The organism is Arthrobacter sp. Leaf337 (assembly GCF_001423745.1).
Classification (GTDB): domain Bacteria; phylum Actinomycetota; class Actinomycetes; order Actinomycetales; family Micrococcaceae; genus Arthrobacter.
In genome coordinates, this window is sequence record NZ_LMPC01000001.1 from 529292 (window position 1) to 546004 (window position 16713).

The 16713-nt window shown below is 65.4% G+C and carries 11 protein-coding genes; 3 read left to right on the forward strand and 8 right to left on the reverse strand.

The window, feature by feature from the left end; translation table 11 throughout:
* Nucleotides 1–34: 34 nt before the first annotated feature.
* The 7 genes from ASF98_RS02380 to ASF98_RS02410 all read right to left on the reverse strand — a co-directional run bounded on the left by ASF98_RS02380 (nt 35) and on the right by ASF98_RS02410 (nt 11236).
* Nucleotides 35–4315: an AAA family ATPase gene (locus tag ASF98_RS02380; RefSeq protein ID WP_055796914.1), complete on the reverse strand. Its 4281-nt coding sequence runs from the start codon at nt 4313–4315 to the stop codon at nt 35–37.
* A 130-nt stretch (nt 4316–4445) separates the two neighbouring features.
* Nucleotides 4446–6035: a glutamine-hydrolyzing GMP synthase gene (guaA, locus tag ASF98_RS02385; protein WP_055796918.1), complete on the reverse strand. Its 1590-nt coding sequence runs from the start codon at nt 6033–6035 to the stop codon at nt 4446–4448.
* 97 nt (nt 6036–6132) lie between these two features.
* Nucleotides 6133–6660, reverse strand: coding sequence for a DUF3817 domain-containing protein (locus tag ASF98_RS02390; RefSeq protein WP_055796919.1), 528 nt, complete (start codon nt 6658–6660; stop codon nt 6133–6135).
* The gene (locus tag ASF98_RS02395) at nt 6657–7538 is read right to left on the reverse strand and encodes an SURF1 family protein (RefSeq protein ID WP_055796922.1); all 882 of its coding nucleotides are present in this window, start codon (nt 7536–7538) and stop codon (nt 6657–6659) included. The genes ASF98_RS02390 and ASF98_RS02395 overlap by 4 nt, the downstream gene beginning before the upstream one ends.
* Before the next feature lie 125 nt (nt 7539–7663).
* A complete protein-coding gene (locus ASF98_RS02400) occupies nt 7664–8152 on the reverse strand; it encodes a PTS sugar transporter subunit IIA (RefSeq protein ID WP_055796925.1) in 489 nt (162 codons plus the stop codon).
* 51 nt (nt 8153–8203) lie between these two features.
* On the reverse strand, nt 8204–9955 hold the full coding sequence (locus tag ASF98_RS02405) for a glycerol-3-phosphate dehydrogenase/oxidase (protein WP_055796928.1): 1752 nt from the start codon (nt 9953–9955) through the stop codon (nt 8204–8206).
* Between the two features lie 144 nt (nt 9956–10099).
* The gene (locus tag ASF98_RS02410) at nt 10100–11236 is read right to left on the reverse strand and encodes a GuaB3 family IMP dehydrogenase-related protein (RefSeq protein ID WP_055796931.1); all 1137 of its coding nucleotides are present in this window, start codon (nt 11234–11236) and stop codon (nt 10100–10102) included.
* A 217-nt stretch (nt 11237–11453) separates the two neighbouring features.
* Between ASF98_RS02410 and ASF98_RS02415 the strand changes: the two genes are divergently transcribed.
* The 3 genes from ASF98_RS02415 (at nt 11454) to ASF98_RS02425 (ending at nt 14741) form a co-directional block, all read left to right on the forward strand.
* On the forward strand, nt 11454–13382 hold the full coding sequence (locus tag ASF98_RS02415; protein WP_055796939.1) for a S8 family serine peptidase: 1929 nt from the start codon (nt 11454–11456) through the stop codon (nt 13380–13382).
* Between the two features lie 241 nt (nt 13383–13623).
* Nucleotides 13624–14244 carry a hypothetical protein gene (locus ASF98_RS02420; protein WP_156372249.1) on the forward strand — a complete coding sequence of 207 codons (621 nt, stop codon included), beginning with the start codon at nt 13624–13626 and terminating at the stop codon, nt 14242–14244.
* Nucleotides 14241–14741 carry a hypothetical protein gene (locus ASF98_RS02425; RefSeq protein ID WP_055796945.1) on the forward strand — a complete coding sequence of 167 codons (501 nt, stop codon included), beginning with the start codon at nt 14241–14243 and terminating at the stop codon, nt 14739–14741. The genes ASF98_RS02420 and ASF98_RS02425 overlap by 4 nt, the downstream gene beginning before the upstream one ends.
* Nucleotides 14742–14759: 18 nt before the next feature.
* Here the strand turns inward: ASF98_RS02425 and ASF98_RS02430 are convergent, their stop codons facing one another.
* Entirely contained in the window at nt 14760–16619 is a 1860-nt protein-coding gene (locus ASF98_RS02430; protein WP_055796946.1) for an ABC transporter ATP-binding protein, read from the reverse strand.
* Between the last annotated feature and the right edge of the window lie 94 nt (nt 16620–16713).

The window sequence follows — 16713 nt, forward strand, 5'->3', positions numbered from 1 at the left end:
GCTCGGACCGGCACGCTCCCCGGCCTACGGGAAGTCAACCCCAGTGCGGCGGTTTCTGTTCCTGCAACCAGGCATCATGGTCGTAGTCAGAGCCCTGATCGCCCCAGCGCTTCGGGTCATCCTCGGAAGCCTTGTTGGGCAGCACTCCTGAAGGAACGCCGGCGCCGGCCGTCTGCGGGGTCCTGTCGGGCGCTACCCTCTCGGGCGCTGTCCTGCCAGGCGCCGAATTGTCCGCCTCACGGTGCGTAGCCCCTTGGCTATCCGCTGCGCTGTTGTTCGTGTCCATGCCGTTGTCCTTGATACTTTCCTCTGCCTTGGTGCGGGTCCTGAAGGACTCCTCCGGGTCGGTGCCGCCCTGTTCCAAGGATACCGAGTGCCGGTCCGGAGCGGCGGATTCGCCGGAAGCGCCCGGCTCTCCGCTGCCACCGTTGCCGGAGTCGCCGCTGCCGGAATCGGCTTCCTCTGCGGCCCCGCTGCGCCGGTCGGCGCTGTTCAGGGTCAGGTTGTCCACGTCGTCCTCGAAGAATGCCTGCGAGGAGGACGTGAAGCCGGTGAGAGCCGGCTTCTCCAGCCCCAGGTAACCGCCGATCCGGTCGGCGCAAGCGGACGGGTCCGTAAACACCTCGATGGTCCACAAGGGCATGTAGCGCCAGCCCAATCGTTCCAGCAGCTGAGGGCGGAGCCTGCTCCGTTCACGAACGCTCATCCGCCGGTACTGCTCAGTTCCGTCGGACTCGATGGCCACCGGCCGGGGGATGTCGGCTTCGTCATGGCCGATGGAATGCACCGGGTCCGCGGCCGCGGCCACGTCAAGCACACCGTCGTATTGGTGCCAGACCCGTGCTCCCCGGGCACGCAGCCTGTCACCCAGGTCTGCCACCAGGGGGTCGGCCCCGAGCGCCTGCTCGCTCGCTGCAGCGCGGGACGCCGGCGTCCCCAGATCAGTGTTGCCAGCAATCTCGCGGTTGAGCAGTTCATAGAAGTCGAGGGCGCCGTGGCTGAGGCGGGTGACGTCCAGGTCCTCCGGCTTGAAGCACGTCAGCACATGCAGGGAGCGCCGGGCACGGGTCATGGCGAGTGCGAATTTCGCCCGGCCGCCCTCGGCGGACAACGGACCGAAATTGTGCAGCGCGCGGCCGTGCGGCGTCCGGCCATAACCCGGCGAGAAGATCACGTGGTCCCGGACCAGGCCCTGGGCCCGTTCCAGGTCCACCACGCGGAAGGATTCGGGTCCCGCGCTGAAGAAGCTCGCCAGCAGCGGGTAGTTGGGCAGCTGAAGGCGGATGGCCTCGCCGATCCGGGCGGCGTGGCGGAGGCTGGCCGTGACCACTGCGAGGGAGGTCCGCGGGCGCAGGCGTGCATGCTCAAAAACGAGGCCCACCACCCGGTTCACCTCGGCCACGGCGGATTCCACGCCTTCCTGGTCGGCGCTCGGAAGGCCGGTGCCATCCGGCAGGTATTCCACGAGCAACGCACGGTCAAGCCCGGTGGCCGTCTGCCCCTCAGGGAGCCGGTGAAGGCGGCCGTCGTAGAAACTCTTGCTCAGCTGCAGCACGAGCTCCTCGTCAACCGCCCTGTAGGCGGAGGTCAGGCGCCGGGTCGGCAGCACCGAGGACAAGGCCGTGTATGCACTCTCGACCGCCTGATGGGCCGTCTCGCCGGCAGCCAGCCGCTCGACGCCCACCGTGAAGGTGCGTGGGCTTGCGATTTTGTCGTCGCCAAAGGCAATGACCTGCCTGGCCCGGGCGATGGCCGGAAGGACTGCCTGGAGGGAGGTCGCTTCGGCATCGAGGATGACCACGGCGTCGAACTTCTGCTCCGCCGGCAGCAGTCCGGTCATGAGGTAGGGGCTCACGGACCACACGGGAACCAGCATGGGAACCAGTGCCGGGGCCTGCGCCGTGAGGGCGGCCAACGTGACCCGGCCGTCCTTAAGGAGGCTCCGGAGCAGGTCCGCCTGCCGCGGGTTCTCGGCAATACCGGCGCGCCACCGCTCTGACAGCGTCCACCGCAGCCGGGCAGCCCCGCTGGCGATATGGGCATTGTCCGCCAAACGGTATTCGGCTTCGAGCTGGCGCAGGGCGTCGCCGTCGGACATCGCCAGGTAGTCGTCGCCGCTGATCATTGCTTCAAGGGCCGACTGCCACCAGGCAAGTTCCAGCTCCGATGCAACGGATTCCGCGGGCACTTCGCGATCTGCCAGGTCGGCGAGCAGTTCCCCGAGCCCGTGCTCGCGCATGTTCTCGATGAGCAGCGTGCGCTCCGGGAGGGTCTTGAGCGTCCGGGTGTCGGCTACAAGCCGCTCCAGGCGTTCCATCAATTCCTCGTACGGAGTGTTCTGGAGGTCCCCGCCTGCTGCCGTGTGCTTCACGGCAGCACCCAGCTGGGCCAGCTCGCGCTCCAGGCTGCGGTACATCACGTTCACTTCGCCAAGGCCGGAAGGCACTGCCGGATGACGCTGCGTGGTGGCGTAGTCCGCCCACAGCGCCCGCTGCTCCTGGACAAGCACCAAGGAGCTGTGGAGGTCGGCGATGTGCACGCCGGGACGGACGTATTCCTTGGCTACGCGGCGGAGGCGGGAACGCTGCATGGACGGCATCTCGATATTGCGTTCGCGGCGCCACGGGGAGGTGGCGGTCGCGGAGATGAGGTCATGGACCGGCCGGTCGAAGATGTCCGGGGTGAACTTGTCCAGGCTCTCCCTGACCGCCATCAGCAACTCGAGCTGGGCGCCCCATTCGGAGAAGGTCGCACCGAGGCGGATCTGTGCGTGCTCGGCCACTTCGTTCATCCGGTGACGCAGCACGGGGAGGTTCTTCTCAACCGAACGCGCAACTTCCTGCGCTTCCTCGGTTTCCTTGCGGGTCAGGAGCCGCGCGCCGTGCCAGGGGCTGGCAGTTGCGGCCCGGCTGAAACTGCCCAGTTCGGCCGCGCGGTGAAGGCGGCCGGCCAGTTCCTCACGGTCACGAATGTTGTCGAGGACACTTCGCTTGAGGCGCACTGTGGTGGCGGGAGCGGGCTGGATGGACGTCAGCTCAGCAAGCGACTGCATGGCCTGATAGGGCGAGCAGCCCCAGCGCTGCCGGACGTTGTGCAGCGAGTCCACATGGTCCATGAGGGCGTGGCGGTGCTCCGCAAGGGTGGTGTGCAGGTTTTCCAGCTGGGGCTGAAGGGACTTTTCGTTCCGCATAATGGACCGCACCAGCTGTCCCTTGAGCTGCAGCGGCGTGACCGTTCCGGACAGCGCAAACAGGATGGACTCCAGGCCCAGCGTCTCAAGCTGGGCCCCGATCTCGCTGAGGCTGGCGCGGCGGTCACCCACCACAAGGACAGTCTTGCCCTCGTCCACCAGGGCACCGATGGTGTTGATGGCGGTCTGGGTCTGGCCCGTTCCCGGCGGGCTGCTGACAAGGAGGGAGTCCCCGGCACGCACGGCGTCCACCACGTACTGCTGGTCCGAATCGGCGTCAAGAAGCAGCAGTTCCTGGGCCGGGTCCCGCTGGTCGATGTCCTGGAAGCGGTCCTCCGCCAATTCAGCCACGTCCACGGCCTCGCCGGCGGCGGCACGGGCCAGGGCAGCGACGAGGGCGTTGTTCTGGTTGATCCACGGGTCCTCGAGGTTCCCGGACAGGTCCGCGAACGTTGACACGAGCAGGTTGTGCTCCACCTCGGCCCCGTGGATGGGTTTGATGAGCGTGCCCAGTCGGTCCAGGACCGGCAGGGGGTCGAACCGGGCCGTGCTGTAGGCCATCCGGGTCACGGCGTTGACGTCGAAAACAATGCCGTGGATGGTCTTCAGGTGCCGGATGAGCGCCGGGTTGATCTGCGCCTGCTCGGTCAACTGGAGTTCGTAGTCGTCCTCGCCAGGACGGACGGTCAGCGAAATGGCGGTGAGCATCACCGGGGCGGACACCCGCTGCGGCTTTCCGCCCACAGCCGACGTCCAGGACACCGTGCCGGCCGAAAAATAGCCGGCGTCGATGCCGCGGTCGTTGCTGAGCTCGAAAATCTTGGAGCGGAGGTTGCGCGACGCCCGGGCAGCCACCACGTACTGGTCATGGTCGCGGATCAGCGTGGACAGGCGCGTGCGCCGCCCCGCCATGAGCTGCGCAAGTCCGGACGGATGCGCATGCGTGAGGTCGATGGAGCCTTCCGGGGTCTTGGTGAAACGAAGCATTGTGTCTGCTCCGGTGACCGGCTTAAGCCCGGACAGCCACTTCCTGAGCTCCTCGGAGCCCTCTGGGAGGCCTTGACCAACTGACACTACTGCCTTCTTTTCTGCGCTTGCACGTGACGCCCTGGACCATACCGGCATACTTTCGAGCGTAGCCCGAATCAGGGCCCAGTGAGAGTCCGCAACACTGGAGCGGGCCAAAATTGAGCCGGATTTAGCGAGAATAAAGCAACGTGGCCGGCCTCATCGCTGAGACCGGCCACTCACACTGCTATTCCCACTCGATGGTTCCCGGCGGCTTGCTGGTCACGTCGAGCACTACACGGTTGACGCCTTCCACCTCATTGGTGATGCGGTTTGAGATTTTCGCCAGCAGGTCGTACGGAAGCCGTGACCAGTCGGCAGTCATGGCGTCTTCGGACGACACGGGACGGAGAACGATCGGGTGGCCGTATGTACGGCCGTCACCCATGACGCCGACGCTGCGGACGTCCGCCAGCAGCACCACCGGCATCTGCCATACCTCGTTGTCCAGGCCGGCTGCGGTCAGCTCGGCACGGGCGATGGCATCAGCCTTGCGCAGCAGGTCAAGGCGTTCCTTGGTCACTTCGCCGACGATGCGGATGCCGAGTCCCGGGCCGGGGAAAGGCTGGCGGCCGACGATTTCCTGCGGCAGTCCGAGCTGGGCGCCCACGGCGCGGACCTCGTCCTTGAACAGTGCACGCAGCGGCTCAACAAGTTCGAACTGCAGGTCTTCCGGCAGGCCGCCCACGTTGTGGTGGCTCTTGATGTTCGCAGCACCCTCTCCGCCGCCGGATTCGACGACGTCGGGGTACAGGGTGCCCTGGACGAGGAACTTGATCTTTTCGCCGTGCGCAGCGGCTTCGGCGATGATGGCCAGTTCGGCTTCTTCGAAGGCGCGAATGAACTCGCGGCCGATGATCTTGCGCTTGGTCTCCGGATCGCTGACCCCGGCCAGTGCCGCCTGGAACCGCTCCTGCTCATTGGCAACGTAGAGCTTGACGCCCGTGGCTGCCACGAAGTCGCGCTCAACCTGCTCGGCCTCGCCCTCGCGCAGCAGACCGTGGTCCACGAACACGCAAGTCAGCTGGTCGCCCACGGCACGCTGGACCAGGGCAGCCGCGACAGCCGAATCCACGCCGCCGGAAAGGCCGCAAATGACCCTGGCGTCGCCGATCTGCTTGCGGATGCGGTCCACCTGTTCCTCGAGGATGTTCCCCGTGGTCCAGTTCGGTTCCAGCTTGGCGCCCTTGAACAGGAAGTTCTCGAGCACCTGCTGGCCGAAGGCCGAGTGCTTCACCTCGGGGTGCCACTGCACGCCGTAGAGGCATTTCTCTTCGTTGGCGAAGGCGGCAACCTCGGCGCCCGCCGTCGTCGCGAGCACTTCGAAGCCCTCAGGCGCCTCGTGCACGGAGTCACCATGGCTCATCCACGTGTTCTGGTGCTGCGGCATTCCTTCGAGGACCGAGCGGCCCTCACCCAGGATGGTGGTTTGCGTGGAACCGTACTCACGCAGTCCGGTCTTGTCGACCTTTCCACCCAGGGCGTTGGCCATGGCCTGGAAGCCGTAGCAAATGCCAAAGACGGGGATCCCGGCTTCAAAGAGGTCGGCACCCACACTTGGAGCACCTTCCGCGTAGACGCTGGAAGGGCCACCCGACAGGATGATGGCAGCGGGGTTCTTAGCCAGGAGCTGCTCGGTGCTGTACGTGTGCGGAACCACTTCCGAGTACACGTTTGCTTCCCGGACGCGGCGGGCAATCAGCTGCGCGTACTGGGCACCGTAGTCAACAACCAGCACCGGCTTCTGGGAAGTCTGGGATGCAGTGGGAGTAGTCACCGTCCTAGACTACTTGGGCGCTTGCCCGGTCGCACGTTGAGACGGCTGTCCGCGGCGTAAAACCACCCCGGCGTTAGGGATCTCACACCGGCGCGGGTCAGTAGCGCTTGGACGCCTGGGGATTCGCTGCGAGTTCCGCTTCCACCTCTGCGTGGAACTTCTTCTCCACAAAGAAGGACAGGAACGGAACCACACCGCCCAGTGCGAGGATGATCAGTTTCGCGAACGGCCACCGCATCAGCGACCACAGGCGGAAGTTGGACATCAAGTACACGACGTACATCCAGCCGTGCACAATGAGCACCGCCACGGAGAGGTTCACTCCCCCGAGGACGCCCTGCGGCTCGGCATCGGCGAACCCGAAGCCAAACGGCTGGCCCGTCACGGCGTTGGTTCCGCCGGCGAACAGGTACTGGCCGAAGGCGTACCGCGCAACCAGTTCGGCGCAGAGCAGCAGCAGCATCCCGCCCGTCATGTAGGCCAGGACCTTGTAGAACTTGAGCGCGGACCGGATCTGGGCTTCCGTCCCGCCGAACCTGCGCTTCTTCACCGTGCCCGTTTTTGCGGTGCCTGCTCCGCTGGTCTCGGTAGGCTGTGGCTGGATGGCCGGCTTGGGATCGATCATGGCTGTACCTTTTGTTCAGACGGGCTGGAATTTTCTGGTGTGCCGGCGCGGGGCTCCGCCGGCGGAGGCTCGACGTCGGCGTCCGCGTCGTGTTCGTCGTCGAGCTCGTCTTCAAGGTCGCGGCGGTAGTCGTCCTTCACCATGCGCCACCAGATGAACAACGCGAAGCCGGCGAAAACGATCCACTCCACGGAGTAGAACAGGTTGAGCCAGTTCACCTGCTGGGCCGGGGGCTGCGGACCGATGCGCAATGGTTTCAGCTCACCACTGACAGCCGCGGGGCCGACGTCGGAGCCTCCGGTTATCTCGGAAGTGGCTGCCACAAACCCCGGATAGCTGCTGATTTCCCAGGCATTGATCAGTTCCGCTACGGATACTGCCGTGGCGCGTCCGGGTTCGGGGGCGGTGTTCGGCAGCGGAGCTTCGGACGGCAGGAGCCGTCCGGTCAGTTCAATAGTTCCCGACGGCGGCGCGCCTGCTTCCGCGGGGTCGGCCACCCATCCGCGGGCCACCGGGATCCACGTTTGGGGCGATGCCCCGGCGCCGTTGAGGACGGGGGCGTCCTGGACGGAAAACGCCGACACCACCCAGTAACCCGTGGCGCCGTCGTAAAGTCGTCCCGGGACCAGCACTTGCTTGTCGGGATCGTAGGCTCCTTTGGCTGTGACCATTTGGTCCGCCACGGAGCCATGGAAGAAGTCACCCGGCTGCAGCACCGTGGTGAGCGGCTTGCTCTCTTCGGTCCCGGTCGAAACGGGCGCTTCCGGCTGGGTTGACCGGCCGAATTGCCACTGGCTTAGCAGCACAAAAACCCCTGAAATGACGATCGCAAACACCAGGCCTGCGATCCAGCGGGGTTTGAGGGCAGTTTTCAACACACATTAACCGTACTTCGTCCTTGTGTAGAACAACGAACCGCAGGTTGCGCGAGCGGACACTAGAGGCCCCTCGCAGCGGGGCCTCAAGTGTACGTCCGCGCAGTTTGGGCAGCCTGCCCCACTTTCTAGTGGTCGAAGAACACCAGGCTGGAGTTGATGAGTTCGGCGATCACTTCGGGGTCGTAGGCCCGGCGAAGGGATTCCCGGAACGACTCCTTGGACAGCGAGCGGGCCAGCGTGGCAAGTACTTCAAGGTGGTCCGAGAAGGAACTTGCCGGCGTCGCAATCAACAGGATCACCGTTGCCGGCCCGTCAGCGGCCCCGAAGTCCAGGGCCCGTCCGTACTTGGTGATGCCAACGGCAATCGAGGTCCGGGACACGAACTCGCTGCGGGCATGCGGCAGTCCGACTCCGCCGGGCAGGCCCGTTGCCAGCTGGTGCTCCCGGGCATTGACGTGCTTCAGGAAGCCGTCGAGGTCCGAGACGCGCCCGGCCGCGTAGAGCCGTTCGGCAAGCTGGGTCGCTGCATCCGTCTTGTCCTTGGCATCAAGCTCAAGAATCACCATTTCCGGTGTGGTGAGTTCGGCATCGTACCGGTCCAGTGGTTCCGCCAAGAGTTGTCCCTTCAGTGAGGCAGGAGGCGCGGGTCAGGCATCCGCCTTGTGTCAGCGCAGCGGGACGATGTCCTCCACACCCAGGCGCGCGGCGTCGGCAGATTCATCGTCGGGCTGCTCCTGGCTCAGCCGTTCAGCTTCCACCCGGGCAAGGTAATGCTTGATTTCGCTTTCGCGCTGCGCATCGCTCCAGCCAAGAATTTCTCCCATCAGCTTAGCGACTACCGGGACAGCGGACACACCCCGGTCCCAGGACTCGATGGAAATACGCGTCCTGCGTGTCAAAACGTCGTGTACATGACGTGCGCCTTCGTGCGTTGCCGCATAGACGGCCTCGGCCTGCAGGTAGTCGTCGGCGCCCGGCAGGGGTTCAGCCAGTGCCGGGTTCTCCTTGATGAGCGCCAGGACCTCCGTGGCCATCGATCCGTAGCGGTTGAGCAGGTGCTCGATCCGGGCCACGTGCACGCCGTACTCTTCCGCCGTCCGGTTCCGGCGGTTCCACGCCGCCTTGAACCCGCTGGCACCGAGCAGCGGAATCGTATCGGTGCAACTAGGGGCTACACGTTCGTCCATGCTCCTCGTTGCTTCATCGACGGCGTCCTTGGCCATGACGCGGTACGTGGTCCATTTTCCGCCAGCCACCACGACAAGGCCCGGCACCGGGTGGGCCACCACGTGCTCGCGGGACAGCTTGGCGGTCGAGTCGTTCTCCCCGGCAAGCAGCGGACGCAGCCCGGCGTAGACACCTTCCACGTCCTCCCTGGTCAACGGCCGCTTCAGCACCTTGTTGACGTGTTCAAGGATGTAATCGATGTCCTTGCTGGATGCTGCCGGGTGCGCCTTGTCCAGGTGCCAGTCGGTGTCGGTGGTGCCGATGATCCAGTGCCGGCCCCACGGGATCACGAACAGCACCGACTTCTCGGTCCGCAGGATCAGGCCGACGGTGGACTGGAACCGGTCGCGCGGCACCACGAGGTGGATGCCCTTGGACGCACGCACCTTCAACTGCCCGCGGTCCGTCACCATGGCCTGGGTTTCATCGGTCCACACGCCGGTGGCGTTGATGACCTGTTTGGCCCGGATACTGAAAGTGGAGCCGTCCTCGCGGTTGACCACCTTGGCGCCCACCACCCGCTCGCCTTCTCGCAGGAAGTCGACCACAGCTGTCTGGTTGACCGCATGGGCGCCGTAATACGCCGCTGTACGGATGAGGTTGGCCACGTATTTGGCGTCGTCGACTTGGCCGTCGTAGTAGCGGATGGACCCGACGAAGGCGTCGTCCTTCAGGCTGGGCGCAGCACGCAGCGTCCCGCGGCGGCTCAGGTGCTTGTGGAAGGGCACGCCCCGCTGGTGGCCGCTGGAAATGGACATGACGTCGTAGAGGGCAATTCCGGCGCCGACATAGGGCCGCTCGAGGAAGGGCTTGGTCAGGGGGTAGAGGAAAGGTACCGGCCGGGCCAGGTGGGGGGCGATCTCCGACAGCAGCAGGCCGCGTTCATGAAGCGCTTCCTTGACCAGCCCGAAGTCCAGCATCTCGAGGTAGCGCAGGCCGCCGTGAATGAGCTTGGAGGAGCGCGAGGACGTGCCCGCCGCCCAGTCGCTGGCCTCCACGATTCCCACGCTCAGGCCGCGGGTCACGGCATCCAGGGCGGCGCCGGTGCCCACGATGCCACCGCCGACGATGAGGATGTCGAGTTCCTTGCCCGGCTCCATTGTTGCCTTGAGCGCCGCCAGCGACGCCTCCCGGGCTGCGGGGCCGAGCGCCCCTTGGGCAAAGGACGAACCTCCGGAAGAACTGTTCATTTCACGCCTCCATCCGCATCAAACCTCGTTGTTCACCAGACTACTTCCTAGGCATGCGGATGGGCAGGCCCCGCTGGCGGCGCTATGGGTGCCGGTCCCGGGCCCCGGGACCGGCACCCATAGTGCCGTCAGCAGGATGGTGCGTCAGTTGCCCGAGTAGGGGGATACTACGACGTCGACCCGCTGGAATTCCTTCAGGTCCGAATAGCCGGTGGTGGCCATCGAGCGGCGAAGCGCGCCGATCAGGTTGGACGTGCCGTTGGTGTGGTGGCCGGGACCGAAGAGGACCTCCTCGAGTGGGCCGACGGTGCCGACGTTGACCCTGTCGCCGCGCGGGAGCTCCAGGTGGTGGGCCTCCTGGCCCCAGTGCCAGCCCTTGCCCGGCGCCTCTTCGGCGCGGGCAAGCGCACTGCCGAGCATAACGGCGTCGGCACCCATGGCGATGGCCTTGACGATATCGCCGGAGGATCCCATGCCGCCGTCGGCAATGACGTGGACATAACGGCCGCCGGACTCGTCCATGTAGTCACGGCGGGCGGCAGCGACGTCGGAGATGGCGGAGGCCATCGGCGAATGGATGCCCAGCGCCCGGCGTGTGGTGGTGGTGGCTCCGCCGCCGAAGCCCACCAGCACACCGGCAGCACCGGTGCGCATCAGGTGCAGCGCGGGCGTGTAGCCGGCAGCGCCGCCCACGATCACCGGGACATCGAGCTCGTAGATGAACTGCTTGAGGTTCAGCGGCTCGTGATCCTTGGAGACGTGCTCTGCGGAAACGGTGGTACCCCTGATGACGAAAATGTCCACGCCGGCGGCGACGACGGTTTTGTAGTGTTCCTGGGTGCGCTGTGGCGTGAGTGAACCTGCAACGGTCACGCCGGCTGCGCGGATTTCGGCCAGGCGGGAGGTGATCAGCTCCGGCTGGATGGGCGCCTGGTACAGCTCCTGCATCCGTCGGGTGACGGCGGGGCTGTTGGTCTCGTCCTCCAGTGCCCCGATCTGGTCGAGGACGGACTGGGGGTCCTCATACCGGGTCCACAGCCCTTCCAGGTCCAGCACGCCGAGTCCGCCGAGGCGGCCCAGCGCAATGGCGGTCTCGGGCGACATCGCTGAATCCATGGGAGCCGCAATGACGGGCATGTCGAACTTGTAGGCATCTATCTGCCACGCGACCGAGACGTCCTTGGGATCACGCGTCCGACGGTTGGGGACGATCGCGATGTCATCCAGGGAGTAGGCACGACGCCCACGCTTGCCACGGCCAATCTCAATCTCATAAGTCACGTGACCACTTTACTTGACCACGCGGGATACGGCGGGGCGACTCCCGCGACGGCCCTCGAAACTGATAGTCCACACTTTATTGACTACTTTTGTCAACTGTTTACAAGCTTAGAAAATACGCCTACGTTTACTCTCGGTTACCACCTGATCCACTACGTGACCATCCATCACTCCATCATCCGGGCCACCCTGTGCCCGATCCGAGAAAGAAGTTCCCTTGGGAAGATCAGCTAGTGCATCCATCAGGCGCCACCGCATCCTGGCCCTGTCGCTCGCCGCAGCAGTCGGCACCCTGGCCTTCGCCAGTTCACCGGTCTTCGCCATGACCGAAGCCGGGGACGGGTCGGCACCCGCGCCAGCCGCGGTCCAGAGTTCTCCGGTGCAGGACGTGGCCGCCGGCGAGGCCTATACGAAGTTCATCGTGGACTACAAGGAGAGTGCGGCGAATGCCACACCGAACGGCCGCGCCAACGCCTGGGGCAAGGCCGCCAAGTCACAGGGCGTGACAGTGAAGGAAGTCCGCACCCTGGCCACCGGCGGAACGCTGATCGAGGCGGACAAGGCCCTGTCCGGGCAGGCCGCCGAGGACTTCATGGCCGAAATTGCCGCGTCGGGCTCAGTCGAATCCGTCGAGCCTGACGCCCGGATGACCGTGGCGCTCACGCCCAACGATCCGCGGTACGGCGAACAGTGGGACTTCACCGCCACGAACGGCATGCGGATTCCCGGAGCGTGGGACGTTGCAACCGGAACCGGTGTGACGGTGGCCGTAATCGACACCGGCATCACCGCCCACCCCGACCTGGATGCGAATGTGCTCCCCGGTTATGACTTTGTCTCGGACGCCACCGCGGCACGGGACGGGAACGGACGGGACGCCTCCGCCCAGGACCAGGGCGACTGGTACGCCGCCGGCGAGTGCGGCCAGACGACGGCCGGCAACAGTTCCTGGCACGGAACGCACGTCGCCGGCACCGTGGCCGCGGTGACGGGCAACGCCACCGGAGTGGCGGGCGTCGCTCCTAACGCCAAAGTGGTGCCGGTCCGTGTGCTGGCAAAGTGCGGCGGTTCCCTCTCTGACATTGCCGATGCAATCATCTGGTCTGCAGGCGGCACCGTCTCGGGCATCCCGGCCAACGCCAACCCCGCCAAGGTCATCAACATGAGCCTGGGTGGTTCCGGCGCCTGCGGCAGCACCTACCAGGCCGCCATCGACTCGGCCGTCTCGCGCGGGGCCACGGTGGTGGTGGCGGCCGGAAACAGCAACCAGGATGCTTCCGGTTTCCGTCCCGCCAACTGCAACAGCGTTGTGAGCGTGGCTGCAAGCAATCCGAGCGGCACCCTCTCCTACTACTCCAACTACGGCGCTTCGGTTGACCTGACAGCGCCGGGCGGCGACGTCAGGGTTACCGGCGGAGGAATCCTCTCCACCATCAACACCGGCACCACCACACCGTCCTCCGCGGGCTACGCCAACTACCAGGGCACGTCCATGGCCGCTCCGCACGTGGCCGGGCTCGCCGCGCTGATGAAATCCAAGACGTCCTCGCTCACCCCGGCCCAGGTTGAATCCACCCTCAAGCAGGGAACCCGGGCCATGCCGGGCGGCTGCACCACCGGCTGCGGCGCGGGACTCTCGGACGCGACCAAGACCATGGGCCTGCTGGGCGGTACCACTCCCCCGCCGTCGGGCAACCTCCTGCTGAACCCGGGTTTCGAAGAGGGCGCAGTGTCCTGGACCTCCGACCACGCCGACACGTTTGAGACCGGCACGAATGCCCGGACGGGTTCCCGTTTCGCGGGACTCAACGGCTGGGGCCAGGCAACCTCCTACAAGCTCGACCAGGCATTCGCCGTCCCTTCCACCGTGTCTGCCGCGTCGCTGTCCTTTTACCTGAAAGTACAGTCGGACGAAACGACAGCCAGTTCGGCCTATGACACCCTGAAAGTCCAAGTGATCAGCGGCGGCACCACCACCACGCTGGCCACGTACTCCAACCTCAACGAGTCCACCGGCTATGTCCAGAAGCAGCTTGATCTTTCCGCCTACAAGGGGACGAGCGTGACCCTGCGCTTCCTGGGCGTCGAGGATTCAACGCTGTCGACGTATTTCTTCCTTGATGACACGTCGGTGACCACCTCCTAGCCCCCACCCGGGAACCAGTAGTGAGGGAACCGCCGGCTGCGCAATCTTGCGCCGCCGGCGGTTCCTGCGTGACATACCCCGGACTGGCCGTCTGGTACTGCCGTCAGACGCCGATAACGAACTCCGGGGACAAGTCCCCATCGCGTGGCGTCGGATCATGGAATAGTTTGAACTGACGCATCGCAGGCGGGTATCACCGGCAGGAACAATTTGGGGGAAACTATGGCGCCAGGCTTTTACGGTGCTGACATCGAACAGCTTCGGGCACGGTCAACTCGCCTTCGAGCCGGGACCCGGCACGCGATTGACCCGCCGGGCGCTGGGGCTGGCGGACCTGCCCGACGACCACGACCTGGTCCGGGCCGGTGTCGGCACCCTGAACGTCAGGGATACCGCCTCGGTTGATGGTGAGAAGATCAGCCTTCACGGCCCCGCCCGCCACCTCGCCCGGGTCTTCAGCTCCGCAACGCCGTGGTTCGACATCACCAGGGTTGGGCCGGACGCGGTGGCGCCGGCTTACATAGCAGACTCCCCGGTTGGCCGGGTGGCACTCTTCCTGCGTCCCCTGAGTGAGTACGTGTGCCTGCCAATGAATGAAGGCGCGGCCATCATGGACATGGTGGAGGCCACCATTAACGACGCCGTCGCGGAAGCCACTGCGCCGTCCGGCGGGATCGTAACCTCCCGCCGCTACGACGGCGCGGCTGAGCCTGCCATCGCAAACATTAAGGTTCTCGAAAACGGTGTCCTCCAGCTGGCCGCACCGCCGCTCGACGACAGCGGGCAGCTGACGGTGAGGGATCTTGCGGCCGGGGAACAGCCCGGGGCGGCAGTCCGCGCGCTCCTGTCGGTGCCGGCATGACCGGCATGGCCACGGATCCCCGTGCGACGGCCTTCGGCCTCGCCCAGCGCCGGTCCTGGGTTTTCTCCGCCTGGTGGTATCCCGCAGTGCTTGCGATCTCGGGAGCAGTGCACGCCGGACTCGCACTGGTCCTTGGGCAAAGCCCGGAACTGGGACTCTTTATGGCAATCCTCGGTGCAGTCTTCGCGTCCTTGGGTTGGGTCGTCACAGTGTGGCCGCGGTTTACGCGCAAGGCTCCAAAGCCTGCTTCGGACATCCCCCGGGTGGAGCAGGGAATCCGGATCACGCCCGGCATGATACGGACCTTCCTGATCGCCGGCGCATTGGGCATTGCTGCCCTTGTGCTGTTCACTCCCAAGGGCGGCTGGCCGGAGACGCTACCCATCCTGGGCATGCTCATGACGCTGCCGCTGGGCGTGGCCGCAGGGCTGGCATATACCCGCCGGCTCATGACGAACAGTGCCGAACTGTACGCCCGGTGGCTGGAACGCCGCTGAGGCCGCCCGGCGCACCGGTCAGATGCCCTCGGCTTCGTCCACGGTGAGCTGGGATTCGAACATCCGGAAATACCGGCCCCGGAGGGCCACGAGCTCGCGGTGCGTACCCTGTTCCACGATCCGGCCGTCCTCCAGCATGTACACGATGTCAGCCTTCTCGATGGTGGCGAGCCGGTGGCTGATTGCGATGATGGTGCTGCTGCGGTCGGCGAAAAGCCTGGTGAAGATCCGGTGCTCGGCGAGGGCGTCAATCGCCGACGTCGGTTCGTCCATCACCATGAAGGACGCGTTCCGGTAGAAGTTCCGGGCCATCGCCAGCCGCTGCCACTGGCCGCCGCTCAAACCGCTTCCCTTCCGGCCCCGCGGATCCTCCATCCAGTTGCTGACGTGGTTGTCCAGGCCGTTCGGCAGTTTATTGATGAACTCGAGGGCCTCGGCGTCGGACGCCGCCCGCCGGATCCGGTGTTCGTCCCGCGGCGAATCTATGTCACCAAAGAGAATGTTCTCTGCTGCCGTGGCGAACTCATACTTGAGGAATTCCTGGCTGAGGACCGCGAGATGGCGGTGCCAGGACTTGACGTCGACGGCGGCGAGGTCGACGCCGTCGAGCAATACCTGGCCGGAATCGGGGTGGTAAAGTCCCGCCAGAATCCGGATCAGCGTTGACTTCCCGGCACCGTTCTCCCCCACGATGGCGATGTGCTGGCCCTCGCGGATGGTCATGCTGATGCCGCGTATCACTTCAATGTCGCTGCCTGTGTAGGTGAACCGGATATCCCGCAGCTCCACGGTTTTCGGAGCCTGCAGCAGCGGCGGGGCGTGGTCCGTGTGCACAGGCATTGCCATGAAGAGTTCGTAGTCTTTGAGGTTCGCCAGGTCCTCGTCGATGGAGCTCAACGAGGATACGAGGTTGTTGGCCGTGGACAGCGCCCTGCTGACAATCTGCTGGACGTAAAGGAACTGCCCCACCGGCTGGGCGCGGGCGATGATCTGGCCCACCACCCAGATCAGCGAAACAACCTCGGCGCCGTACTGCAGGGCGTCCGCCGCCAACTGCTTGGGGATATAGCGCTTCTGGAAGTCGAGCCGCCGTTTCTCATCGGCGTCCCGGAGCAGGGAGCGAAGCCCCATGAGGTACCCGACGATTCCGTACAGGCGCATCTCGGCAATGTGCTGCGGACGCAGGAGGTTTGTTTCAATCATCCGGCGTTGCCGCCGGGAGTCCACCTGCGTGTTCCAGTGGGCAATCTGTTCACGGGAGAGTTTGAACTGCAGGTAGACGCTCGGGACGATGGCCACCAGGACAATCACGGCGATCCACCAGCTGACCAGCAGGAGCGCCCCGACGGCCAGGATCACCGAGACCAGCTGCGTGAAGATCGCGGCGATCCGGTCAAGGACCCGGGCATAGGAATCGGAAAACCGCTTGGCGCGGTCGTACAGGTCCACCGTTTCCTTGTCGTCGTACCGCCAGAACTCGAGTGCCAGGAACCGCTCGTACATAAGGTCCCCCACGATGGCACCCACCCTGAAGCTCATGAGCTGCTGGATATACCGGTCCACGCTGCTGAAGGCACCCCAGAACAGGCCCAGTGCGGCGGTGATGATGACATAGACAATCGCCTGCTGGCCGGCGGCGGCATCGCCGGCGTACGCGGCTGCCAGGGCGGTGGTGGTCAGCGCCGCAAAGTAAGTGGTGACCAGGGGCAGCAGTGCCGAGATGAGCGAGCCCACCACCTTCATCACGACGGCGGCAGGAGAGGCCCGGAAGCTGACCCGCAGCACCTGAGCCACGGCCCGCGCATAGGGCCTGAGGGCCAGCCGCCGCTGGGGTTCCCTTTTCGGGTTTAGTTCGGCGGGGTGGCGTGGTTCGGACATGGCTCCAGCCTAGTGTGGTGGGCTGATTGAGCTTGTCCCGCCCGGTGGTTGAGCTTGTCGAAATCCGGTTTCTACGAGCTCAACCACCGGTGCG

Coding starts and splice junctions, on each gene's coding strand:
- ASF98_RS02430 (WP_055796946.1), bottom strand. CDS start 16,619: ATGTCCGAACCACGCCACCCCGCCGAACTAAACCCGAAAAGGGAACCC.
- ASF98_RS02380 (WP_055796914.1), bottom strand. CDS start 4,315: ATGCCGGTATGGTCCAGGGCGTCACGTGCAAGCGCAGAAAAGAAGGCA.
- ASF98_RS02425 (WP_055796945.1), top strand. CDS start 14,241: ATGACCGGCATGGCCACGGATCCCCGTGCGACGGCCTTCGGCCTCGCC.
- ASF98_RS02390 (WP_055796919.1), bottom strand. CDS start 6,660: ATGATCGATCCCAAGCCGGCCATCCAGCCACAGCCTACCGAGACCAGC.
- ASF98_RS02405 (WP_055796928.1), bottom strand. CDS start 9,955: ATGAACAGTTCTTCCGGAGGTTCGTCCTTTGCCCAAGGGGCGCTCGGC.